At 60.7% G+C, this 22,614-nt stretch carries 19 protein-coding genes; 9 read left to right on the forward strand and 10 right to left on the reverse strand.

The window, feature by feature from the left end:
• Positions 1 to 107: 107 nt before the first annotated feature.
• On the reverse strand, positions 108 to 995 hold the full coding sequence (gene hslO / locus ACZ3GY_RS16790; RefSeq protein WP_225837915.1) for an Hsp33 family molecular chaperone HslO: 888 nt from the start codon (positions 993 to 995) through the stop codon (positions 108 to 110).
• Positions 996 to 1,213: 218 nt separating this feature from the next.
• On the opposite strand from hslO, the gene ACZ3GY_RS16795 reads away from it, so the two are divergent.
• A complete protein-coding gene (locus ACZ3GY_RS16795) occupies positions 1,214 to 2,005 on the forward strand; it encodes a phosphatase PAP2 family protein (RefSeq protein ID WP_465911177.1) in 792 nt (263 codons plus the stop codon).
• Between the two features lie 6 nt (positions 2,006 to 2,011).
• Here ACZ3GY_RS16795 and ACZ3GY_RS16800 read toward each other — a convergent pair whose 3' ends face one another.
• On the reverse strand, positions 2,012 to 2,425 hold the full coding sequence (locus tag ACZ3GY_RS16800; protein ID WP_463565943.1) for an RNA-binding S4 domain-containing protein: 414 nt from the start codon (positions 2,423 to 2,425) through the stop codon (positions 2,012 to 2,014).
• Between the two features lie 109 nt (positions 2,426 to 2,534).
• Between ACZ3GY_RS16800 and rimA the strand changes: the two genes are divergently transcribed.
• From rimA to ACZ3GY_RS16820, 4 genes are all read left to right on the forward strand, one after another.
• Positions 2,535 to 3,317, forward strand: coding sequence for a S6 modification regulatory phosphodiesterase RimA (gene rimA, locus ACZ3GY_RS16805; protein ID WP_465911178.1), 783 nt, complete (start codon positions 2,535 to 2,537; stop codon positions 3,315 to 3,317).
• Positions 3,318 to 3,399: 82 nt separating this feature from the next.
• Positions 3,400 to 3,867, forward strand: coding sequence for a retropepsin-like aspartic endopeptidase RimB (gene rimB, locus ACZ3GY_RS16810; protein WP_442963975.1), 468 nt, complete (start codon positions 3,400 to 3,402; stop codon positions 3,865 to 3,867).
• Complete coding sequence (rimK, locus tag ACZ3GY_RS16815; RefSeq protein ID WP_042554499.1) at positions 3,864 to 4,769, forward strand: 30S ribosomal protein S6--L-glutamate ligase; 906 nt, start codon at positions 3,864 to 3,866, stop codon at positions 4,767 to 4,769. Before rimB ends, rimK begins: the two co-directional genes overlap by 4 nt.
• Positions 4,766 to 5,662 (forward strand): S66 peptidase family protein, encoded by an 897-nt coding sequence (locus tag ACZ3GY_RS16820; RefSeq protein ID WP_465911179.1) that lies wholly within the window; start codon positions 4,766 to 4,768, stop codon positions 5,660 to 5,662. The genes rimK and ACZ3GY_RS16820 overlap by 4 nt, the downstream gene beginning before the upstream one ends.
• 6 nt (positions 5,663 to 5,668) lie before the next feature.
• On the opposite strand, the gene ACZ3GY_RS16825 is transcribed toward ACZ3GY_RS16820, so the two are convergent.
• The 3 genes from ACZ3GY_RS16825 to ompR all read right to left on the reverse strand — a co-directional run bounded on the left by ACZ3GY_RS16825 (position 5,669) and on the right by ompR (position 11,694).
• A complete protein-coding gene (locus ACZ3GY_RS16825) occupies positions 5,669 to 9,457 on the reverse strand; it encodes a bifunctional diguanylate cyclase/phosphodiesterase (RefSeq protein ID WP_465911180.1) in 3,789 nt (1,262 codons plus the stop codon).
• Positions 9,458 to 9,546: 89 nt separating this feature from the next.
• Positions 9,547 to 10,860 carry an ATP-binding protein gene (locus ACZ3GY_RS16830; RefSeq protein ID WP_463562494.1) on the reverse strand — a complete coding sequence of 438 codons (1,314 nt, stop codon included), beginning with the start codon at positions 10,858 to 10,860 and terminating at the stop codon, positions 9,547 to 9,549.
• A gap of 96 nt (positions 10,861 to 10,956) precedes the next feature.
• A complete protein-coding gene (gene ompR / locus ACZ3GY_RS16835; protein ID WP_131180899.1) occupies positions 10,957 to 11,694 on the reverse strand; it encodes an osmolarity response regulator transcription factor OmpR in 738 nt (245 codons plus the stop codon).
• Between the two features lie 263 nt (positions 11,695 to 11,957).
• Here ompR and ACZ3GY_RS16840 point away from each other — a divergent pair, with 263 nt between their 5' ends.
• The 4 genes from ACZ3GY_RS16840 to rmf all read left to right on the forward strand — a co-directional run bounded on the left by ACZ3GY_RS16840 (position 11,958) and on the right by rmf (position 16,845).
• Positions 11,958 to 14,285: a Tex family protein gene (locus tag ACZ3GY_RS16840; RefSeq protein WP_465911181.1), complete on the forward strand. Its 2,328-nt coding sequence runs from the start codon at positions 11,958 to 11,960 to the stop codon at positions 14,283 to 14,285.
• 3 nt (positions 14,286 to 14,288) lie between these two features.
• A complete protein-coding gene (locus ACZ3GY_RS16845) occupies positions 14,289 to 14,678 on the forward strand; it encodes a PaaI family thioesterase (RefSeq protein WP_465911183.1) in 390 nt (129 codons plus the stop codon).
• 217 nt (positions 14,679 to 14,895) lie between these two features.
• Positions 14,896 to 16,476 carry a glutamate--cysteine ligase gene (gene gshA, locus ACZ3GY_RS16850; protein ID WP_465911185.1) on the forward strand — a complete coding sequence of 527 codons (1,581 nt, stop codon included), beginning with the start codon at positions 14,896 to 14,898 and terminating at the stop codon, positions 16,474 to 16,476.
• A 132-nt stretch (positions 16,477 to 16,608) separates the two neighbouring features.
• Positions 16,609 to 16,845, forward strand: coding sequence for a ribosome modulation factor (rmf, locus tag ACZ3GY_RS16855; protein ID WP_465911186.1), 237 nt, complete (start codon positions 16,609 to 16,611; stop codon positions 16,843 to 16,845).
• Between the two features lie 112 nt (positions 16,846 to 16,957).
• Here rmf and ACZ3GY_RS16860 read toward each other — a convergent pair whose 3' ends face one another.
• Genes ACZ3GY_RS16860 through ACZ3GY_RS16880 form a run of 5 tightly spaced genes read right to left on the reverse strand, consistent with a single transcriptional unit; the run spans position 16,958 to position 22,613 of the window.
• Complete coding sequence (locus ACZ3GY_RS16860) at positions 16,958 to 18,772, reverse strand: T6SS phospholipase effector Tle1-like catalytic domain-containing protein (RefSeq protein ID WP_465911187.1); 1,815 nt, start codon at positions 18,770 to 18,772, stop codon at positions 16,958 to 16,960.
• The gene (locus tag ACZ3GY_RS16865; protein ID WP_465911188.1) at positions 18,769 to 19,242 is read right to left on the reverse strand and encodes a DUF3304 domain-containing protein; all 474 of its coding nucleotides are present in this window, start codon (positions 19,240 to 19,242) and stop codon (positions 18,769 to 18,771) included. The genes ACZ3GY_RS16860 and ACZ3GY_RS16865 overlap by 4 nt, the downstream gene beginning before the upstream one ends.
• Positions 19,243 to 19,244: 2 nt before the next feature.
• Complete coding sequence (locus tag ACZ3GY_RS16870) at positions 19,245 to 19,721, reverse strand: DUF3304 domain-containing protein (RefSeq protein WP_465911189.1); 477 nt, start codon at positions 19,719 to 19,721, stop codon at positions 19,245 to 19,247.
• Positions 19,696 to 20,550, reverse strand: coding sequence for a DUF4123 domain-containing protein (locus ACZ3GY_RS16875; protein WP_465911190.1), 855 nt, complete (start codon positions 20,548 to 20,550; stop codon positions 19,696 to 19,698). The genes ACZ3GY_RS16870 and ACZ3GY_RS16875 overlap by 26 nt, the downstream gene beginning before the upstream one ends.
• Positions 20,547 to 22,613, reverse strand: coding sequence for a type VI secretion system Vgr family protein (locus tag ACZ3GY_RS16880; RefSeq protein ID WP_465911191.1), 2,067 nt, complete (start codon positions 22,611 to 22,613; stop codon positions 20,547 to 20,549). Before ACZ3GY_RS16880 ends, ACZ3GY_RS16875 begins: the two co-directional genes overlap by 4 nt.
• Position 22,614: the final 1 nt, after the last annotated feature.

The following is a 22,614-nucleotide window of genomic DNA, read 5'->3' on the forward strand; positions in this document are numbered from 1 at the left end:
CATGCACGGAGCAGGACTACAGCTAAAAAAGTGCGCGGATTATGCCAGAAAAGCGAACTGCGAGGGCAGCCCCCAAATCCGAACACGCTGCGCGTTGCTGGCGGCCCTCAATGACGCGTGTCAGAGGGCTGCTGACTGCCTCCACCGGCGAACAACTGGGCGATGTCAGTGGCATCAAACCCATAGCGCTCGTTGCAAAATTGGCAGTCGACTTCAACACGGCCGTGATGCTCGCTGAGCAACAGCTCGGCATCGGCCTGCCCTAAACTGACCAGCGCTTTGGCTGAGCGTTCACGAGAGCAGCTACAACGGAACTGCAAGAGGCGCGGATCGAACAGTCGAACCGACTCTTGATGGTAGAGACGATGCAACAGGGTTTCGTTATCCAACCCCAGCAATTCCTCGCTTTGCAGGGTGTCAGCGAGGATCACCAGTTGCTCCCAACTGGCAGCGCGCTCTTCGTCATCGGTAAGGCGATCGGCTGGCAGTTGCTGCAACAGGAACCCGCGGGCACGCAGGCCGTCGGCACACAACCAGAAGCGCGTGGCCAGCTGCTCGGAAGTGGCGAAATAGTTGGTCAGGCAGTCGGCCAGGGTGTCACCGTCCAGGGCGACAATGCCCTGATAACGCTGCCCCTGCTTCGGATCCACGGTCATGGCCATCACGCCTTCGGGCATCAGTTGCGTCAGGCCGTCAGCATCGGCAATGCGCTCAGCCTCGTAGCGGGCGATGCCACGCAGCTCGCCGTCGCTGGAGCACTCCACCATCAGCAGCGGCACCGGGCCCTCCGAACGTATCTGCAGCACCAGCAAACCGTCGAACTTCAGCGTACCGACCAGCAAAGACGCAGCGGCCAGCAATTCACCAAGCAATTGCGCCACTGGCCGTGGGTACTCGTGCTTGGCCAGCACCTGCTGGTAGCTGCCAGACAGCCCGACCAATTCACCGCGCACATCGGTATCGTCGAAAAGAAAGCGTTGGGTGAAGTCGGACATAACGGATCGCCTGCTCAAAGATGCGTAGCAGACCAGGGGACGGCGCCACTGGCCTGGAGGCCGGCAATTTTAGGCGCAAACGCGGCGCCGACCAAGCTGAATGCGAAGAACGGCTGAGGTGCGCCCCGCTGAACGAAGGCTGAACGAGAGCCTGAAAGGCACCAAGGCGGCGCCCAGGCTGCCTAGAATCGGCGGTTTTCCTCGAAAGTCCTTCCGCCATGCTCCTCAGTTTAAATGCCCAATGGCGCCCTCGCGCCCTGATCATCAGCCACCTGCTCATCGCCCTCCTGTTCGCCAGCTGGCTATGGCCGGTGACTCGTATTTACTGGAATCAGTTCGATCTGTGGCTGTTCCACCTGCTCAACGACCCGGTACATGCCGGCGGCCTGTGGGCGCACATCTGGGCCATCGGCAGCATGCGCCCGGTAGACGCGGGTGTGGGCCTGGTGATGCTAGCAATCATGCTGCGCGCCGGCCTGGTATTTCCGGCCGCCCAGGTACGCACTGGGCTGTATGCGTTTCTGGTGGCGCTGACTGTCATGCTGCTGATGCGTGTGCTGTTCGCCGATCTGGTCGAGTACATGGGCTGGCAGCACGCCAGCCCCTCGCTGCTGGTGGAAGGCAGCGCGCGACTCACCGAAATGTTCCCGGCCTGGGAAGAACGCTGGGATCTGAAGGACAGCGCCAGCCGCAGCTTCCCCGGTGATCACGCCTCGGTGCTGATGATCTGGGCAATATTCTGCAGCCTCTTCGTCAGCGGCTGGCGTCGGGCATTGGTCTGGGCGGTCGCGCTAATCGGCTCGATGCCGCGCCTGGTCGCCGGGGCCCACTGGGGTGCGGACGCCTTGGTCGGCGGCGTGCTGCTCAGCGTCCTGGGAATCGCCTGGAGTTGCTACACCCCGCTGGCCTTCCGCGCCAGCGCGGCAATAGAGCGTGTGACGCTGCCGCTGATGCGCAGCCTGGCAAGAGTGCCATTGCTGGGATCGTTCAGCGTGATCAGCGCGCGCTGACCCCGACTACTCCACCCAATCGCCGGAGCCGCCGCGCAGGTAGAAAAGCTGCCGGCGCTGCTTCTTGCTGGGCCGCCCATCGGTTTGCACGCCCAAGGCGCCAGCCTTGCGCTGCTCCGCGGCCAACTCGCGCCGCACGATGCTCTCGCCGGTCTCGGCATACAGCGTCTGGGCCTCTGGTGCGCCGCGGCGCACCACGGAGAGCGCCTGCACGGTCACCGTACGCTCCTCATAACCGGTGCGAATCACATACTCCTCGCCTACTTTCGGCTCCTTGCCCGGCTTGCAACGCTCGCCACGGCAATGCACCTTGCCGCCTTCGATCGCCGCCTTGGCCAGCGCACGCGTCTTGAAGAAGCGCGCGGCCCACAGCCACTTGTCCAAACGTACCTTGTCATCGGCATCCTGCTTTGCCACCATCACCTCACTGTAGATTGAATTGCCATCACAATTTTGCTGCCACATCAGCCTGTCCATATTGTCATACGGATACAAGCATTGATCGTGCAACCGCTATATCGGAGCAGCAGTGACCCATTTTCCCAGCGATCTCACCCATCCCGAAAAATGTCGCGGCTGCCAGAGTAGTCCGCAGCTGGATTTCGACTTCAACTTCGCCTTCCAGCCCATCGTCGACATCCGCACTCGGCAGGTGTTCGCCCATGAAGCACTGGTTCGCGGCACGGCAGGTGAAGGTGCGCTAAGCATTCTGGAACGCGTCAACGACGACAACCGCTACCGTTTCGACCAGCGCTGCCGTACCCAGGCGATTGCCGAAGCGACGCAATTAGGCATGGACACTTATCTGTCGATCAACTTCCTGCCCAATGCCGTGTACCGCCCCGAGTTATGCATCCGCAGCACTCTGGAAGCGGCTCGCCAACATAATTTCCCGCTGGATCGGCTGATTTTCGAGACGCTGGAAAGCGATCACATGCGCGACAGCAAGCACCTGACCCATATCCTGCGTCAGTATCAGGAGTTCGGTTTCAAGACCGCCATCGACGACTTCGGCGCCGGGCATTCAGGCCTTACCCTGCTTGCCGACTTTCAGCCTGATCTGATCAAGCTGGACATGGCGCTGATTCGCGGTGTCGATCAGGACAAGGCGCGCCAGGCCATCGTGCGCGGCATCATCGCCATTTGCCGTGACCTGAACATCCAGGTGATCGCCGAAGGGATAGAGACGCCAGGAGAGCGGGACTTCTTGGCCGCCAGCGGGATTGATCTGATGCAAGGTTACCTGTTCGCCAAGCCACTGTTCAAAGGCCTACCGGCAATCGCAGAGGCAGCCTGGCCGGCGACGGATTAGACTCGCTGACAGGCGCGCAAAGCGGCTCATTTCAGTACCATAAGCGCCTCATTGCCGACCTCAGCCGCTACGGAATTCCTGCTTGAAAACATTCGACCACCTCAACGTGATCGGCCTGCGCGAATGGGTCAACTTGCCGGAACTGGGCATCATCGGCCTGCGCGCCAAGATTGATACCGGCGCCAGCACCTCGAGCCTGCATGCCAGCGATATCCAGCCATTCGAACGCGACGGCGAACGCTGGGTGCGGTTCACTGCCTATATCGGCACTCAGGTGCAGCGTCGTCATCGTTGCGAAGCGCGTCTGGTCGCCTACAAGAGCATCAAAAGCTCCAATGGTCTGGCGCAGAGCCGTTACGTAATTCGCACTAGTTTGATGTTGGGCGATCTACAGTGGCCGGTGGAGTTCACCCTGGCCAGCCGCAAGACCATGCGCTACCGCATGTTGCTGGGCTCCAAAGCGCTGATCGAGGGCCAACTGGTGGTCAATCCGGCGCTCACTTATGTACAAGACAAACCCGTGCTTCCCGACCCGAGCGGTGCCCAATGAAAATCGCTGTGCTGTCGCGCAACCCGCGCCTGTATTCCACCCGCCGCCTGGTCGAAGCCGGGCAGCAGCGCGGCCATGAAATGGTGGTGATCGACACCCTTCGGGCCTACATGAACATCGCCAGCCACAAGCCGCAGATCCACTACCGCGGCAAGCCGCTGGAGGGCTTCGACGCGGTGATCCCGCGCATCGGCGCCTCGGTGACCTTCTACGGCTGCGCGGTACTGCGCCAGTTCGAGATGATGGGCGTGGTACCACTCAACGAATCGGTGGCCATCGCCCGCTCGCGAGACAAACTGCGCTCGTTGCAGCTACTGTCGCGCCGCGGCATCGGCTTGCCAGTGACCGGCTTCGCCCACTCGCCGGACGACATCCCCGACCTGATCGACATGGTCAACGGCGCACCGCTGGTGATCAAAGTGCTGGAAGGCACCCAGGGCATCGGCGTGGTGCTTTGCGAGACGGAGAAGGCGGCCGAGTCGGTGATCGAGGCCTTCATGGGCCTCAAACAGAACATCATGGTGCAGGAATACATCAAGGAAGCCGGCGGCGCTGACATCCGCTGTTTCGTGGTCGGAGACAAGGTCATCGCGGCGATGAAGCGTCAGGCCAAGCCCGGTGAATTCCGCTCCAACCTGCACCGCGGCGGCACCGCCAGCCTGATCAAGATCACCCCGGAAGAACGCATGACCGCCATCCGCGCCGCCAAGGTCATGGGGCTGTCGGTAGCGGGGGTCGATATCCTGCGCTCCAACCACGGCCCGCTGGTGATGGAGGTGAACTCCTCGCCCGGCCTGGAAGGTATCGAAGTGACCACCGGCAAGGACGTCGCCGGGATGATCATCCAGTTCCTGGAGAAGAACGGCGGCCCCAACCTGACGCGAACCAAGGGTAAAGGATGAGTAAACCATTCGCAGGCCGCCTGGCGCTGATCGCTCCCGCCTCGGCCATCGCCGACGACGTATTCGAAGCGACCTTGGCGCAGCTCGAGGTGCAGGGCATCGACTACCACCTGGGCCGCAATGCGCGCGCCCGCCATCGCTACCTGGCCGGCACGCCTGCGCAGCGTCTGGATGACCTTCACGAAGCGTTCAGCCTGCCGGATATCGACGCCGTATGGTGCCTGCGCGGCGGCTACGGCTGCGCGCAATTGCTGCCAGGGGTCGACTGGCCGCTGCTGCAGAAAGTCAGCCCGCGCCCGCTGATCGGCTATTCCGACCTGTCGCTGCTGCTCGATGCCTTCGGCAATAATGGGCTGCCCGCCATTCACGGCCCGGTCACTACTGCGTTTGGTCTGCAGACGCTATCCGCACCGAGCGGCCAGCGCGAGCGCCTGGCCTCCATGCGCTCGCTATGGGATCTGTTGCAAGGCCGTAGCCATTCACTGCCGGTGCGCCATATCAGCGGCCCGCAATCTGCCGTTGAAGGCTCGCTGGTTGGCGGCAACCTCACCGCACTGGCCAGCGGCTGTGGCACCGTCGCTGGCATGCAACTGCCCAAGGATGCCATCCTGATTCTCGAAGACGTCGGCGAGCCCTACTACCGCCTGGAGCGCAGTTTCTGGCAGCTGTTCGAAAGCTTCGGCGAGCGGCGCCCGGCAGCGATATGCCTGGGCAGCTTCACCGACTGCCCGCGACGCGGTGTGCAGCACAGCATCGAGGAAATCATCGGTGAGTACCTTGCGCCGTTCGATATTCCGCTATACGGCAACTTGCCCAGCGGCCACGGCGATCTCAATCTTGCCTGGCCCTACCGCCGCCAGGCGCGCCTGCAGGGCGCGAGCCTTGCCTGGTAACGCGGCCTAGGGAAGCACCCGCAACGGCGTGTCCAACCTGGCCAGAAAGTCCGCTTCGACCACTGGCCTGCCCAACAGGTAGCCCTGGCCGAACTCACAGCCCAGCGCCTTGAGGTGCTCAAGCTGCTCAGCCGTCTCGATGCCTTCGGCTACGCATTCCAGGTCGAGATTGCGGGCGATCATCAGGATGGTTTCGACTAGCAGCGTGTTGCTACCAACCTCGCCAGTACCAAGATCCTGGGTGAAGCTGCGGTCAATTTTCAGCCTGTCCAGCGGCAATCGCTTGAGGTACGTCAGGGAGGAATAACCGGTGCCGAAATCGTCGATGGAGAAGCGCACACCCAACACCTTGAGCGCCTGCATATTGGCGATGCACTGCTCGACATCCTCGAGCAGAACACCCTCGGTAAGCTCCAGTTCCAGCGCTGCGGCAGGCACTGCATAGCGTTGCAGGCAACCGCTGACCCGAGCAACACAACCTCGACTGCGCAGCTCACGCGGGCTGAGGTTAACCGCCAGCACCAATTGTGGTCGCTCCGGCAACCAGCGCTGCAGGGTTGCACAGGCCTGCTCCAGCACCCAGTTGCCGATGTCCTGAATCAGCCCGGTTTCCTCGGCCAGGGGGATGAACTGACCCGGCATTATCTCGCCACGTTCAGGGTGCGCCCAACGCACCAGCACTTCGGCGCCGATGACACTGCCATCGGTGAGTCGCAGCTGTGGTTGGAACGCCAGGTACAGCTGGTTGCGCGAGATCGCCTGGCGCAACTCACCCTGCAGCTGCAACCGCTGATCGATGGCAGCCTGCATTTCCGGTGCAAAGAAATGCAGGGCATTGCGGCCTGCCTGCTTGGCCCGATACATGGCGGTATCCGCCTGTTTCAGTACATCAGCGGCGTTCTGTGCGCCGAATGGATGCAGGGCAATACCGATACTGGCGCTGACCGACAATTCATGACCGTCGATCAGGCAGGGTGCCTCAAGGCTCTTGAGCAACCTCTCCGCCGTCAGGGCTGCCTGCTCACCTGCCAGTTGAGCATTGGCATCCAGTGCTTCGAGCAGCACGACGAACTCATCCCCTCCCATTCGCGCCAGCGTGTCTTCAGGGCGCAACTGGCTGGCCAAACGCGTCGTGACCTCACGCAACAGACTGTCCCCCACCAGATGGCCGAGGCTATCGTTGACGTTTTTGAAATGATCGAGATCGATAAACAACAAGGCGCCCAGGCTGCCCTCACGCATTTCACGATCCATGGCGTGCTGCAGGCGATCGAGCAGCAGACGGCGATTGGGTAACCCTGTCAGCTCATCACTGTAAGCCAGGCGTTCGATTTCCCGCTGATAGCGCTGGCGCTCCGATATATCAGAGATGCTACAGCGAATCAGCACCGGCTCGCCCGGCAGACGTACCAGGCGTACTTCACAAGGAAAATGGCGCCCACTGCTGTCGCGGTGCGTCCATTCAAACACCGGTGCATCACCCTGCAGGGCAGCCTCGACATACCCTTTGCCGGCCTGGGCCGACAGCGCCCCGCTAGGCTGCCGCAGGGGGCTCAATTCGAAGGGCAGGCGGCGGAGCAGATCTTCGCGGCGACAGGCGAACATGCGCAGGGCGTTCTCGTTGAAATCGACCATTCCACCATCCTCGGTGTACAGCAAGATGGCTTCTGGGGCATGTTCGACGATGGTGCGATAGCGCGCTTCGGCCTCGAAGCGCGCGCTGATGTCCTCGACCAGCAGCAGGAACATGCTGATGGCACCGTTGCCACGCCGCACGGCGCGCAAGTTGAGCCGCGTCTGTACTTCGCTGCCATCGGGGCGCAGGAAACGCCGGTCACGCTCGAAGCCTTCCCGGCTACATTGCAGCACATCATCGAGCAGCAATTGTTCGATCTCAAGATCATCAGCGACGCTGATACTTTCCCAGTTGCAGTCCAATAACTGCTCACGGCTGCGCCCGAGAATGCTGCACAGCTTGAGGTTGACCTCTTCCCAGCCAAACGTAGGAGTGATCAACGCCATGCCGATCAGAGGCGCCTCGAAGAACAACCGCAGGCGATCATCGCGCTCGCGCAACTGCTGCTCAGTACGGCGCCGCGCAGTGATGTCCTGAACGGCGCCATACAGACGAACCAATTGCGTACCATCTCTCTCAGCAGCACCACGCAGGCGAATCCAGCGTGTCTTGCCAAGAAAGGTGGTCACTCGTACTTCGAGGTCGAAACGCTCACCGCCCTCGATCATCTCCTGCAGGGTTCGATAAACCAACGCCTGCCCGGTGGCATCGAACCGGCTCACCGATTCGTCGAAGGTAAGCGCTGCCTTTCGCGGATCCAATTCATAGATCGTGAAGCAGCCAGCACTCCAGTACATGCTCATATCGTGCATGTTGAGCACCCAACCGCCGATATTGGCCAGGTCTTCTGTCTGGCTGAACAGGTGGCTCTGCTGAAGCAGCTCCTCACGCTGACGAGTTACCTCCTGGGCCAACTGCTCACGGGCACTGACATCCTGCTGCATGACGATGAAATGACTGAGCCCCGACTCATCATGCATCGGCGCCAGAATCACCTCACTCCAGAACGGCTGACCGTCCTTGCGCTGCAGGTGCAGCACCGCATTACCCGGGGTGCCACGGCGGATAGCCGTTTCCAACACCCGCATCTCGTCATGTCGCCGGTCATCGCGCAGCAACCGGCGCAGGCTTAGCCCCAGGCTGCCTTGCACATCACGACCAGTAATCCGCTCGAACGACGGGTTGCAGTAGATCAGCGGTAAATCTTCGCGCCTGGCATCGGCGATCACCACCCCGAGCGGGCTGGCGTCAAGCGCTAGGTTGGCCAACGCAAGCTGTTGCTGCATCGCTGCGCTACGGACGAGCGCCAGGCGCAGATCACTGAGGCTACGCCCCACCAACATGGCCGCCAGGGTAAACAGCAGAATGCTGAAGTGCAGCTCCAGCCGCTGCGGCTCGATCCAGCTGGAATTGGAAGCCACGCCATGAAACCAGGGCAGTGCGAGAATGCTCAGCACGCTCATCGCGGCACCGCACAAAGCACCGGCAAAGCCCCACACCAGCGCCAGGCTCAGCATGACCAAGCCAATCAACGGCAGCTTCAGGGGCAGCGGCAGAAACTCCAGAAGAACCGGCAAACAGATCAGCAAGACCACAAGCAGTGACTTGGATGGTACCAAGCGCAGCACCTCGGGCACGTGTAGCAGCGGCACCAGAATGCCTTCAACGTGCATCAACCAGCCACGGCGACGCAACCACGGGGTAACGTAGGTCAGCAGCGGAATCGAGATAACCAGCGCGGTCAGGCTATCGGCCAGCCACATAGTGAGTGCCACCTGCGGCGCCGCATAGGCGGATAGGCTGCCAAAAAGTAACAATGTGCCCAACAATGACAAGCACGTCAGCGCCGCAGGTAGCAATACGCCCAGCAGGATGAAGCGCAGCAAATGGCTGATATCTGGCAAGGCCGCATCGAATGGCCGCCAGCGCAACAGCAGATAACAGAACGCAACGCCCATTGTCTCCGGTAGTGCATGCACGGCAGCCCAGTGCCAATCGAGCCCCCATAGGGGCACACAGAGCATCGCATTGACGTAAAGCGCCAACAGCACACGTGGCCCCCACCAGAGCGTCAGCACCAAACCCAGGGCAAAAGGCAGATACAGGATTGCTATGCCACCCTCGAACTGGGTGGTTAGGGAAAGCAGAGTGGCCAGGTGGAGCGCCGGGAGCGGCAACCACCATGTCCAGAACGGCAGGCGCTCGGAAGTGGGGGGCATGCAGACCTCATATCGATACGCCAGTACAGCATAAATCAGCCAGCGTGCACTGGGCAGCTGCCTGCCTCGAAATAAAGCCTAGCCGAGAATCACGCTGCGTCGCGCGGCAGCAGCAGCCCCAATGGCAGGCATATCCGCGCCTCCAGGCCACCGCCAATGCGGTTGCGCAGCTCGACGCTCCCTCCATGTAATGAGGCAATGCGCTTGACGATAGCCAGACCAAGTCCAGCCCCTTGGCCACCGCGCGCACGGTCACCGCGTATGAACGGGTTGACGATGTTGCCAAGCTCGCTCGGGTCGATGCCGTTGCCGCGATCCATCACGCTGAGCACCACATAGGGTGCACTGTGGTCATCGGCCACCGAGAGAACGATTTCCACGGCACTGCCGCCATAGCGCAGGGCGTTTTCGATCAAGTTGACGATCAGCCGCTTGATCGAAACTCGGCGCAACGGGAATGCGGGCACCGCTTCCAGAAACAGGCTCACCTGCTCCTGTTTCTGGTTGTAAGGGGCCACCACTTCGCGGATAAGCTCGGGCAGATTCAACTCTTCCACCGGTTCGTCTCGACCATCGCGGATAAAGGCCAGGAACTGATCGAGGATGGCATCCATATCCTCGATATCACGCACCATGTCGTCGGTCAGTTCGGAGTCGTTATTGAGGAATTCCAACGACAGACGCAAGCGCGTCAAAGGCGTACGCAGATCATGGGAAACACCGGCCAACATCAGTTCCCGCTCGCGGGCCGCCTGTTCGACATCCTCGGCCATCTGATTGAAGGCCCGATAGACCTCGGTCATCTCGCTTGGCGTATCACTGACTGGCAAGCGCACACTGCGTCCCTGGCCAAACTGCCGGGCGGCGAATACCAGGCGCTTGAGTGGCGCGCTTAGCTGGCGCACGAAAATCCAGGCGGCCGCAGTAGAAAGCAAGCCGATACCGAGGAACCAACCCAGTACGCTCCAGATACGCTGACCGCGCAGCGGATGGGGATAGAGCGGCACGCGCAGCCAGTCATCGCCCAGCGTCGGCGCGTGCACCCACAAGGCAGGCGGGCTTTTGGCACGCACGCGGGTTTCAGTATCGGGGCCAAGCTCGGACTGCATCTGCCGCTGGAAGATCTCGCTGTAGGGCCAGTGCTCCTCGCTGGCTGGCACCTCGGTACGCGGCACCCGCTTGAGGCCAGCAGCCTCGGCAATATTGGCCCGATCCTCGGGATTAGCCGCCCAATAGGCGCGTAGCGTCAATGCGGCACCGTGGCTGTACTGACGGTCGACCAGCACGTCCTCGTTCATCATCAGATAAACCAGGGTCAGCGCTTTGGAAAACAGCACGACGATCAGCACCAACCAGAGGGTGCGCGAGAAGAAGCTTTGCGGGAACCACAGTGGGGCTTTCATGGAGAACACACAATCCGTAGGTGTCAGCTAACTGGCGATCAGGGTGCAAGGATCGCCAGCAAGCTGGCTCCTAGATAGGTTTTGCCGTACGAACTGTTACTTGTTGCCGTCCGGCACGAACACGTAGCCCACGCCCCAGACGGTCTGGATATACCGTGGTTTGGAAGGATCCGGCTCAATCAACCGGCGCAAACGGGAAATCTGCACGTCGATGGAACGCTCCAGCGCATCCCACTCACGACCGCGCGCCAGGTTCATCAACTTGTCACGGGTCAGCGGCTCGCGGGCATGTTGCACCAGCGCCTTGAGCACGGCGAACTCACCGGTGGTGAGCATGTGTACCTCTTCGCCCTTCTTCAACTCTCGGGTCGCCAGGGACAGTTCATAGTCACCGAAAGTGACGCTCTCGTCCTCGCTGCCCGGTGCGCCCGGTACCACCGGTGCCTGACGGCGCAGCACGGCCTTGATCCGCGCCAGCAGCTCACGCGGGTTGAATGGTTTGGCCAGGTAATCGTCGGCACCCAGTTCCAAGCCCTGGATACGGCTGCTCTCGTCGCCCTTGGCGGTGAGCATGATGATCGGCACCTGATTGTTCGAGGCGCGCAGGCGGCGGCAGGCGCTCAGGCCATCTTCGCCGGGTAGCATCAGGTCGAGAACCACCAGATTGAACAGTTCGCGCGACAGTAGTCGATCCATCTGCTCGACGTTCTCCACCGCACGTACGCGGTAGCCTTGCTCGTCGAAGAAACGCTCGAGCAAACGCCGCAGACGGGCATCGTCGTCGACAATCAGGATTTTCTCACCTTCGACCGGTTGTGCTGCAGTGCTGCTCATAGGGGCTCCTTGATCGAGAATCCGCGACGCGACGCGCCCGACTTCAACGCGGCATTATGGCTCAGAGGCCGTATAGACCACGTATTGTCCATTGTTAGCAGATTTTTCGCTGCCCTTGGCGCACTTAACTGACTTTCACGGTCTGACAGCAGCTTGTGGCGTGGCATGCGCGCCTTCATGCATGGCTATAATGCGCCGCTTTATCATCCGGCCAATCATGAGCGAGGCCGGTTTTCGTCGTTTCAGGGTGGATTCTTCTTTCTATGCTCAGCATCAACAACCGTATCGCCGAAGAACTGGGCGTACGCCCGCAACAGGTCGCCGCTGCCGTCGCACTGCTCGACGAAGGCTCCACCGTGCCGTTCATCGCACGCTACCGTAAGGAAATTACTGGCAGTCTCGACGATACCCAGTTGCGTAATCTGGAAGAACGGCTGCGCTACCTGCGCGAACTCGACGAGCGTCGCGCCAGCATCCTCGCCAGCATCGAGGAGCAGGGCAAGCTGACCCCCGAGCTGACCCGTGAAATCAACCTCGCCGATACCAAGACCCGCCTCGAAGACCTTTACCTGCCCTACAAGCAGAAACGTCGCACCAAGGGCCAGATCGCGCTGGAGGCTGGCCTCGGCGAGTTGGCAGACGCACTGTTCAATGACCAGAACCTGACCCCGGAAACCGAGGCGGTGCGTTTTATCGATGCCGAGAAAGGCTTCGCCGACACCAAGGCAGTGCTCGAGGGCGCCAAGTACATCCTCATGGAGCGTTTTGCCGAGGACGCCAGCCTGCTAACTAACCTGCGCGACTTCCTCAAGGACAACGCCACCCTCAGCGCCCGCGTGATTGCCGGCAAGGAAGCGGAAGGCGCCAAGTTCCGTGACTACTTCGAGCATGACGAGAAGCTCAAGGGCGCCCCTTCACACCGCGCTCTGGCGATTTTCCGTGGCCGCAACGAGGGCATCCTCAGCGCCAGCCTCAAAGTTGGCGAAGAACTACCAGGCACCCTGCATCCGTGCGAGGGCATGATCGCCGAGCGCTTTGGCATCTCCAACCAGGGCCGCGCCGCCGACAAATGGCTGGGCGAAGTGGTGCGCTGGACCTGGAAGGTCAAACTCTACACCCACCTGGAAACCGACCTGCTGGGCGAGCTACGAGAAGGCGCCGAGCACGAAGCCATCAGTGTTTTCGCCCGTAACCTGCATGACCTGCTGCTGGCCGCACCGGCCGGCCCGCGCGCCACCCTGGGCCTCGACCCGGGCCTGCGCACCGGCTGCAAAGTGGCCGTGGTCGACGCCACCGGCAAGGTGCTGGATACCGCCACCGTCTACCCCCACGCACCACGCAACGACTGGGACGGCACCCTCAACGTGCTGGCCAAACTGTGCGCCAAGCACGGTGTCGATCTGATCGCCATCGGCAACGGCACCGCCAGCCGCGAGACCGACAAACTGGCCATCGAGCTGATCAAGAAATATCCAGGCCTGAAGATGACCAAGATCATGGTCAGCGAAGCCGGCGCTTCGGTGTATTCGGCCTCGGAACTGGCCGCGAAGGAATTCCCAGATCTCGACGTGTCACTGCGTGGCGCCGTGTCTATCGCCCGTCGCCTGCAGGATCCACTGGCCGAGCTGGTGAAGATCGACCCGAAATCCATCGGTGTGGGCCAGTACCAGCATGACGTTTCCCAGCTCAAGCTGGCGCGCAGCCTGGACGCCGTGGTCGAGGACTGCGTGAACGCCGTTGGCGTAGACGTGAACACCGCCTCCAGCGCCCTACTTGCGCGCATCTCCGGCCTCAATGCGACCCTGGCCCAGAACATCGTTGCCCACCGCGATGCCCACGGCGCCTTCAAGACCCGTGACGCCCTGAAGAAGGTTCCACGCCTCGGCGACAAAACCTTCGAACAGGCCGCTGGTTTTCTGCGCGTGATGAACGGTGACAACCCGCTGGACGCCTCGGCAGTGCACCCGGAAACCTACCCGCTGGTGCAACGCATTGCCGTCGATACCGGCCGCGATATCCGCTCACTGATCGGTGATGGCGGGTTTCTCAAGCGCCTGGACGCGAAAAAATTCACCGACGAGACGTTCGGTCTGGTGACTGTCGGCGACATCCTCAGCGAACTGGAAAAACCCGGCCGCGATCCGCGTCCCGAGTTCAAGACTGCCGAGTTCCAGGAAGGCGTGGAAACCCTCAAGGATCTCGAGCTGGGCATGATCCTCGAAGGCGTGGTGACCAACGTGACCAACTTCGGCGCCTTCGTCGATATCGGTGTCCATCAGGACGGTTTGATACACATTTCGGCGCTGTCCGAGAAGTTCATCAAGGATCCGCACGAGGCGGTCAAGGCCGGCGACGTGGTCAAGGTCAAGGTCATGGAAGTGGACATCCCGCGCAACCGCATTGCTCTGTCGATGCGCATGGGCGACACCCCCGGCGAGAAAGTCGAGGGCCCACGTGGTGGCGCTCGCCAGGGTGGCGGCAAAGGCGGCCAGGCACCGCGCAGTGAGCGTCACTCCGGCCAGGAAAAGCCTGCACCGGCCAATGCCGCCATGGCCTCGCTATTCGCCAATGCCAAGCAACTGAGGAAGTGATCCGTGAACGAATCCTTGGAAGAAATCGGCAAGAGCAGCGCCTTCGGGCGCCTGCTTGGCCTGCAGATCGTCAAAGCCCAAGCCGGCGAAGCGGTGATCAAGCTGAACATGCACGACGGCCTGCGCAACCTGCACGGCAAGCTGCACGGTGGCGCTCTTTTCTCACTGATCGACACCGCCATGGGCCAGGCCAGCCACAGTCTCAGTGACGGCGAGCCGACCAGCGTCACTCTGGAGTGCAAGGTCAACTACATCCGTGGGGTTACCGAGGGTGAGCTGAGCTGCCGCGCCTGGGTGGTGCACGCGGGGCGCCGCACCCAGGTGATCGAGGCAGAGGTGCATCAGCACGACAAGCTGGTCGCCAAGGCTCAGGCCACCTTCGCCTGCCTGTAAGTGAGCCGCCGTTAAAGCTGGCTCTGCCTGCCAACAGCCTGCAGAACCGGCAGGTCGGCCCGAACCCCACGCCGGGCAGTAGCCCTTCGCCAGAGCGCCTTGCAGCGTTAGAATGCACACTCTATTTCGCCAGACGACCAACGTCAGCAATCCGCCCCTTGTAGAGTGCAGAATCCACCCCCATATTGGGGCGACCGCTGCGTGAAGGAATGCAATCTTGAGCGACCTGTTCTCCCGCCGTCTGGCACTGCTCGGTGAGCACGCCAACCTTTCCCTGCTTTCCCAGTGCCTGCACGGCATCGAGCGCGAGTGCCTGCGCGTCGATAGTGAAGGCGAGCTGGCGCTGAGCGAACATCCGGTCGCCCTGGGTTCGGCGCTCACCAACGCACAGATCACCACGGATTACTCCGAGTCGCTGCTCGAGTTCATTACCTCGACCGCCGTTGACCCGAGCGACACGCTGGACGAACTGGATCGCATCCACCGTTTCGTCTACAGCAAGCTCGACGGCGAGTACCTGTGGAGCCCGTCGATGCCGGGCCCGCTGCCGGACGAGGATACCATTCCGATCGCCCGCTATGGCCATTCCCACATCGGCCAGCTCAAGTACGTCTACCGCAAAGGGCTGGCCCTGCGTTACGGCAAAACCATGCAGTGCATCGCCGGCATTCACTACAACTTCTCCCTGCCGGAGCAGCTGTGGGCCGTGCTGCAGGAGGCCGAGAGCGACACGCGCAGTGCCCGCGACTATCAGTCGTCGCGCTACATCGCGCTGATCCGCAACTTCCGCCGCTACAGCTGGTTGCTGATGTACCTGTTTGGCGCCTCGCCGGCTCTGGACAAGAATTTCATGCGTGGCCGCCCCCACCAGTTGCAGGAACTCGATGCCGACACCCTGTATCTGCCCTATGCCACCAGCCTGCGCATGAGCGACCTGGGTTACCAGAGCGAAGCCCAGGCCGGGCTGACGCCCTGCTACAACGACCTGACCAGCTACACCGACAGCCTGCGCCAGGCGGTCGGCACGCCCTACCCGCCCTACGTCGATATCGGCACCAAGAAGGACGGTGACTGGCTGCAGCTCAACACCAATATTCTGCAGATCGAAAACGAGTACTACTCCAACATCCGCCCGAAACGCGTGACTTACAGCGGCGAGCGGCCGATCCAGGCACTCATGGCTCGCGGCGTTCAATACGTGGAAGCTCGCTGCCTGGACATCAACCCGTTCCTGCCGTTGGGCATCGACCTCGCCGAATCGCGTTTCCTCGACGCCTTCCTGCTGTTCTGCGCCCTGCAGGACAGCCCGCAGTTGAGCAATGGCGAGTGCGGCAACTGCTCGGACAACTTCCTCAAGGTGGTCAAGGAAGGTCGCCGTCCCGGCCTGCACCTGCATCGCCAAGGCGGGCCGGTGGTGCTGCAGAGCTGGGCTCATGAGCTGCTCGACGGTATCGAAGCGATTACCCGGCTGCTCGACAGCAGCCAGGGTGGCGAAGCCCACGCCAGCGCCCTGCAGGCGCAACGCGCGAAAATCGATGACGCGAGCCTGACGCCATCGGCACAGGTGCTGGCAGAACTGCAGAAAGGTGAAAGCTTTTCGGCCTTCTCCCTGCGCCAGAGCAAACGTCACGCCGAGTACTTCCGCGCACAGCCGCTGAGCGCCGAGCAACAGGCCGAATTCGAGCAGGCGGCGCAACGTTCGCTGCAAGAGCAGGCTGAGCTGGAGGTGCATGAGGATGGTAACTTCGACAGCTTCGCAGCTGCCTATCAGGCCAGCATTCTGGCGCTGGCGGTATGAGGAACTGACTGGCCGCTCACGCCAACCCCGTCACAAAAAAAGCCAACGGTCATAAATCCGAGACCAGCGGCCCGTTTCTATCGGATGGATTTGGCTAGCATTGATTGCAGGCACTCAATGCGAACCCATCTCATGACCCACAGCGAAAAAGACCAGCACTGGAGCCTGGAGAGCCTTACCAAGGCCTACCAACAAGGCTACATGGCTGGTCTGGCAGGCCACTCCTCAGACGCACAGCCCTTCGCTGACAGCGTCCCCGCTGCCGCCTGGGAAGCCGGCTGGGTCGACGGAGAGGGCCAACGCCGACTCAGCGCAGAGAAGATCAACCGCGCCGCACCCAACCCTTCCGCCACCAAAAAGCGCGCCTGATTCGCTTCGAACCCTCAAGCTGCCATTCCAGGGCAGCAGCAACAGCCTTATGCACCAGGATCGCCGGCGAGCTAGCGCATTTTGGAAATATGCTACGGACTGCCGAGCCTGGCTAGCTTGGTAAATCGAACCCTCGAATAGCGAAGAAGTTCTGCCCCGTAAACTGCGTCAAAGAACGCTGGGCTGTACCGACGGCGAGGCGATCATGAACGAAGTGACCAAATAGCCGGTGTACGGGTTCGCTTACGCCTTTCGAGGGCTCTTCAAACCATGCCAACAGAAGCACTACCCATAAATCTGCTTGCTCTCGCGTACCAGCGGCGCCCCAACCTCTAGCTGGATTGTTCAGTGCTGAGCGCATGCGTACCGCTTCTTCATTGACTTCCTCCAGCCAGCCGAGGTTGGTACGCAACTGCGCCTTTTCCTGTCTAATTGCCCTCAGGCTCTGTTCGCGTGCCTGGCGCTGCGCGGCGCTTTCCCGAGGGATACCCAGCATGCCAGCCATATTGCCAGTCGCGCTGGCGCGCAGCCGGTCTTCATCTTCGTTTAGTTGCTTGATGCGCGCGTGATAAGGCCCCCAGAGTGCGGCCATCCAACGGATGTAAACACGCATATGGGCGGCGAACTGCTGCTGCTCGTGGCGCATGGGTGCACCAGCGTAAACAGGTTTGAAAGCCTTGACTTCGGCAAGGCTGGCTTGCACTTCGCGTTCGTAGTGACGGCTTAGCCCTCTGGCACTGCTTTGTTCGAAGTGATCGTTGAAAACGAAAAGCTCAGCCGTATCTGCGTCTTTTTCATATAGTTCGTTCAGTTCTGGAAGTGGTGCACCTGCGCGGCGGGCGGCGTGGTACATCTCGTGCAGGCTTACCAATGCCAGCTCGGCGCTGGGTTTCTGCTCCCCTGGCAGCAGGCTGCCTCCTACATCCTCACTCACACCGGGCACCCATTTTTCTCTCCAGTTCGCTTGAGCTGCGCCCAGCAAGCGCGCGCGCCGGTAGAAGCGCCGTTCGTGGGCGGCCACCAGATGCAGCGCCTGTTTTACCCGCGCGGGTAAAGGGCCGCCGTCGTCCAACACGGTACGCAGTGGCAGGGGCAGATAGGGGAAATCGACATGGCTGCGATCGATGCCATCGAACAGGCCGGCAAAAAGAATGCTCAGCTCCTTGCCCTGGTAACGATAAGAACCCTCTGCAGTTTGTGGCTCACGGCTAAGCAACTCGTGCAGAAATGCGCGTGCCAGCGTGGCCCCGTAGTCGAAACCATAGACGGTCAGTTCGATATGCTTGAGCGGGGGCTGATCGCGCTGTGCCTCGACCTTGCGGATTGCTTCGTTAAGGAAATCGATTGCGCCCTGAATGCGGGTGTCCGCTCCAGTCTTTAGCAACTCGGCGGCAAATCGGCTATCACGCACGGGGGCCATCGCTTCGAGGCTGGCGTCGATCACCGCACCTTTGAGCAGGCCGGCGATCTTGAGCGGGTTATGCAGCAGCGGTTTCAGGTTGCGGCTGATACGCTCCCACCAATTTCGCTTGGAATCTAGAGCATCCTTGGCAGACTCTATGGCCTGCTCTTTGGCCATATCGGAGGGTACCTCGCTGGCCGTCTTGCCGAAGCTGCTCAGGGCACTATTGGAGGCGAGGTTCAGATCGGCAGAAAAGTCTTCACCCAGGCCGGATGCATAGAACTTTCTATATGAAAAAAGTGGATCCTGACCTTGATTTGGCTGATCAAACGTATGGACAAGGAATAGCTTCCCGATATTGCTGACCCGACCTGTTTGCATATCCCTAACAAGGTGACGACCGAATCCGTCGAAGAAAAATCCGATTTTCAACGTGCGTGCGCAGCTCGTTATATGTGGGCTGGCTAGTGAGGGGCGACAGCGCGCGGCCATGGCTGCCGCTTGCTCGCTAAGGTCATTACTCATGGCATTTGCATCTCTTTGTCTGGGGCTTCCGTAAAGCTTTCATAGCGGCTATCCAGATTGGGGCTCCAGAACAAACGCACCTGATCACCAGGGAAGAAATGCACATGCAGGTATTTGTCTTGCCGGGTGCGAGGCGGATTGGGTACTTCCTGCGTGATGGTCTCTTTTTGTATGCCCTGGCGAACTTGTTCTCCGGTACGGCCCTTGATCCATTCCACCTTGAGCACATCACCGTCTATACGCCAGCAGCACGTCGCCCCACCATTCCCCCCCCAGTTTTCGTTGACGAAATAACTGAACACAGGACGATCCGTATGATTGTGTCCATATAGGATTGCACCGGGCATCTGGGTATAAGCCCAAGCTACATAAGCAAGTACTAACAGACCTAAAAACACCAAACCAAGCAGGGATTTTGAAACCGCCGGCAGCGCTCTCCAGCGATTAATTAACGAGTTTATGGCGTTCACTGTCATATCTCCTTGTCCGGGACTGCCGTGAGGTTTTCATAACGGCTGTCCATATTAGGGCTCCAGAACAAACGCACCTGATCACCAGGAAAGAAGTGCACATGCAGGTATTTGTCTTGCCGGGTGCGCGGCGGATTGGGTACTTCTTGCTCAAGAGTTTCCTCTCGAACGCCTGCTTCGTACTGAGGTTGCGTCATGCTTTTGATCCATTCCACCGTAAGCACAGCTCCCTCGATACGTGAGCAACAAGTGACCTTTCCACCGCCATAAGCAGAGGTATTGCCGCCCCAAGCCTCGTTTACGGCATACCCAGATATGGGACGATCCGTATGGTTATGCACATAGAGCATCGCGCCTGGCGTTTGCATATAGGCCCAGGCGATATAGGCAGTGCGGAAGCGACTATGAATACTGCGCTTAAGGTGCCTCTGCTCCGCATGAGCTTGTGCCAACTCATCCCTGATTATCCAACTGTTCATCCTGTTCGAGCTGGAGGTCGGCCAGAGCGTGGCCGTCACGCTCGATTCTTTGCAGCATGGCGGGCCAATGTGGATTCTGGTCGATGGCTTTACCGCCCAGCAGGCTGTAAAGGGCGTAAAAGTATTGATCCGAGGGGCGCGACAGGCCTGCCTTGCGCGCCTGGGCTAACGCCTGACTGGCTTGGTTCAGCCGCTCACCATGGCATTCGCTGTTGAACACCTCGGGGGCGTTGCCCTGCAACTCGGCAACCAGCGTCTGGGCATGCGGGTCGACACCCAGTGCGCCCACCAGCGGTGGATCGAGTTCGATTGGGTAGTACGGCGGCAGGTCGTTTCGCGCTAGCCCTTCGACGCGCTGCCAACCTTGTGAAGTGGGCAACCACCAATAGACGATGGGGCCAAACAACCATGTGTGCCAAGGCTGCTCCTGACGTGCATGCAGGATTGGCACTACGTTGTGGGCATAACTGCGGATCAGCAGGGGCTCGCCATCGATATTGCGGCAGGCCAGGGCATCGCCAAGATGTTTCTGCAGTTCCCGGATATCAAGTTGGCTGCTTAGCCAACCATGCTGTGCTCCCTTATCGAGGCGCTCATCGAGCTGTGTGTACTTGGCGAACGGCTGAGCACTGAGCTCGATGAGCGCAGGGCCTTCGATACCTAAATGTGCCACCTCCGGCTGCTGCAGCAGAGGCAAAACCGAGTACTCTGTGAAAAGTGCCATACGCAGCTCGGACGATAGCAGGCCGAGCTCTACAACCATTGCCACCGTGTGCCCTGCCGCAATTGCCGCTTCCCAATCGGTACGCACCGCGTTTTGCTCACTCATACGAAGACTCCGGCAAGCGTCGCACTGCCTTCACGCATGGCCTTGCGAAGGCATTCGAGGCAAATGCCCTGCGGCGGTGCCAGCCTTGGCTCAGGTTGGGCTCTGTGCAACAGGTTACCGGCCTTATCCGCGTCAGCCTGTTTCAACGCCCCCGGCAATAACGGCACAGCCCCAGTGCTATTGCCCGGGCTGCCACCCGAGTTGATGTTGATTATCGCCCCGCTCAGGGTTACGCCGCCGCCGTCGATCTTGATGAAGCTGCCGCCAGCCTTGAGGGTCAGTTCACTGCCGGCTTCGAGCACCACTTTCAGGCCGCTGCTTAGGTGGATCTCCTGGCCGGCTTCGATGAACTGGCCGGTGCCGATCTGCACATGCTGGTTCACGCCCACGGTCAGGTGGTCATCGGCCCGCGCTCCGACTTTGCGGTCGGCGTGCACGGTGTGGTGTTCTTCGGCCTTGAATTCGCTGTAGCTGTTTTGCTCGACGGTGTCGTGGCGTTCGTTGCCAACGCGGATCTTCTGGTTGTTCTGGACGTTCTCGTCCCAGTCGCGCTGGGCGTGCAGGTAGATCTGCTCCTGGCCTTTCCTATCTTCGATGCGCAGTTCGTTGTAACCGCCCCCGCCGAGGGAACTCAGGGTCTTGAAGGTGCTGCGAGTCTTGTTGGCTGGCAGGTCATAGGGAACGACGTTTTCCTTGTGGAACAGGCAGCCGGTGATCAGCGGCTGATCCGGGTCGCCTTCCAGAAAGGTCACCAGCACCTCCATGCCGATTCGCGGGATGGCGATGCCGCCGTACTGGGCACCCGCCCAGGCTGATGAGACGCGCAGCCAGCAGCTGGTCTTGTCGTTGGCCTGGCCCTCGCGATCCCAGTGGAACTGCACCTTGACGCGGCCGTACTCATCGCAGTGGATTTCTTCACCGGGCGGCCCGGTGACGACAGCACTCTGGCTGCCAAGGATGCGTGGTTTACGGTGTAGCAGGGACGGACGGTTGGGTACGTCCCATGGGGTGGCCAGGAAGCGGTTGCGGTAGCCCTGGTGGAAGTCGTCTTTCAGGTCGGTGGTGTCGCTGCTGACCGACTCCTCCAGGACTTGGGGCTGCTTGCCTTCGTGGAGAATTTCGGTGAGCAGCCACAGATCATTCCATCTGGCTTTGGGGTGTTGGGTCAGGGCGAGAAAGTGGCCACTGACCAGCAGCGGCTGGTCGCTTTTGCCTTCTGCAAGCTGGTAGTCGCTGCGGTGACGTTCGAGGGCGCGTTTGGCCAGGTGCTTGCCCCGGTCACGGTCGATGAAGCGACCCGGGTAGTCGTAGTCTTCAAGGTCGGGCAGCGCGTCGCCGCGGTTCTCGCTTTCCAGCTTCAGGCGCGGTTTCTCGAAATCATAGTCGCGGCGGGTCGTGCGGCTGGTACGGGTTTCCAGGCGCAGATCGAAGCGCTTGATGACCGGGTCATTGGCGGCCATGCCGGAGTCTTGCTGGTAGGCTACCGGTGCCAGTTTGGGGAACACCGTCTGGTCATCGCCAAATACCAGTTTGTGGGCCTCGGCGCTGTGCTGGAAGTGGTAATGGATCCCTTCTTCCTCGCACAGGCGCTGGATGAACTGCAGATCCGATTCGTCGTACTGGACGCAGTAGATGCGCTCGGGATAGACCGAACCGGTTTTGAATTCGTAGGCATCGCTCTGAATGCCATGCTCTTCGAGCACCTGGCCGATAATGTTCGGCACCGTGAGGTTCTGGAAGATGCGTTGGTTGATACGGTGTGCGAGATAGGCCAGCTGTGGGCGTAAGGTCACTGCATAGCGGGTCAGGCGCTTGCCTGACTCACCTTGGGCGGCGCGGTAGATCTGCCCATGAATGCCACTGCCGTCAGACGATAGCTGCAGGAAAGCCTGCTTGTGAAGCAACGTTTCAAGCGCAAGGGAAGGTTGTTCACTGACCAGTTCCACATCGAACACAAACGGTTGGCTGATGGCCTCCCGGCCGCTGAGGGCGAATACCTGAAGGTCGTTCGTAAGCCCTTCTACGGTCAGGCTGAAATGGGTCTGATTGGCCGGCGCGAACATC

Source organism: Pseudomonas sp. PME37.24/006 (assembly GCF_055556635.1).

Bases quoted from the DNA above. Each gene is read 5' to 3' on its own strand.
- hslO (WP_225837915.1), bottom strand. From the start codon at position 995: ATGTCCGACTTCACCCAACGCTTTCTTTTCGACGATACCGATGTGCGC.
- ACZ3GY_RS16795 (WP_465911177.1), top strand. From the start codon at position 1,214: ATGCTCCTCAGTTTAAATGCCCAATGGCGCCCTCGCGCCCTGATCATC.
- ACZ3GY_RS16800 (WP_463565943.1), bottom strand. From the start codon at position 2,425: ATGGTGGCAAAGCAGGATGCCGATGACAAGGTACGTTTGGACAAGTGG.
- rimK (WP_042554499.1), top strand. From the start codon at position 3,864: ATGAAAATCGCTGTGCTGTCGCGCAACCCGCGCCTGTATTCCACCCGC.
- ACZ3GY_RS16820 (WP_465911179.1), top strand. From the start codon at position 4,766: ATGAGTAAACCATTCGCAGGCCGCCTGGCGCTGATCGCTCCCGCCTCG.
- ACZ3GY_RS16825 (WP_465911180.1), bottom strand. From the start codon at position 9,457: ATGCCCCCCACTTCCGAGCGCCTGCCGTTCTGGACATGGTGGTTGCCG.
- ACZ3GY_RS16830 (WP_463562494.1), bottom strand. From the start codon at position 10,860: ATGAAAGCCCCACTGTGGTTCCCGCAAAGCTTCTTCTCGCGCACCCTC.
- ompR (WP_131180899.1), bottom strand. From the start codon at position 11,694: ATGAGCAGCACTGCAGCACAACCGGTCGAAGGTGAGAAAATCCTGATT.
- ACZ3GY_RS16840 (WP_465911181.1), top strand. From the start codon at position 11,958: ATGCTCAGCATCAACAACCGTATCGCCGAAGAACTGGGCGTACGCCCG.
- rmf (WP_465911186.1), top strand. From the start codon at position 16,609: ATGACCCACAGCGAAAAAGACCAGCACTGGAGCCTGGAGAGCCTTACC.
- ACZ3GY_RS16860 (WP_465911187.1), bottom strand. From the start codon at position 18,772: ATGAGTAATGACCTTAGCGAGCAAGCGGCAGCCATGGCCGCGCGCTGT.
- ACZ3GY_RS16870 (WP_465911189.1), bottom strand. From the start codon at position 19,721: ATGAACAGTTGGATAATCAGGGATGAGTTGGCACAAGCTCATGCGGAG.
- ACZ3GY_RS16875 (WP_465911190.1), bottom strand. From the start codon at position 20,550: ATGAGTGAGCAAAACGCGGTGCGTACCGATTGGGAAGCGGCAATTGCG.
- ACZ3GY_RS16880 (WP_465911191.1), bottom strand. From the start codon at position 22,613: ATGTTCGCGCCGGCCAATCAGACCCATTTCAGCCTGACCGTAGAAGGG.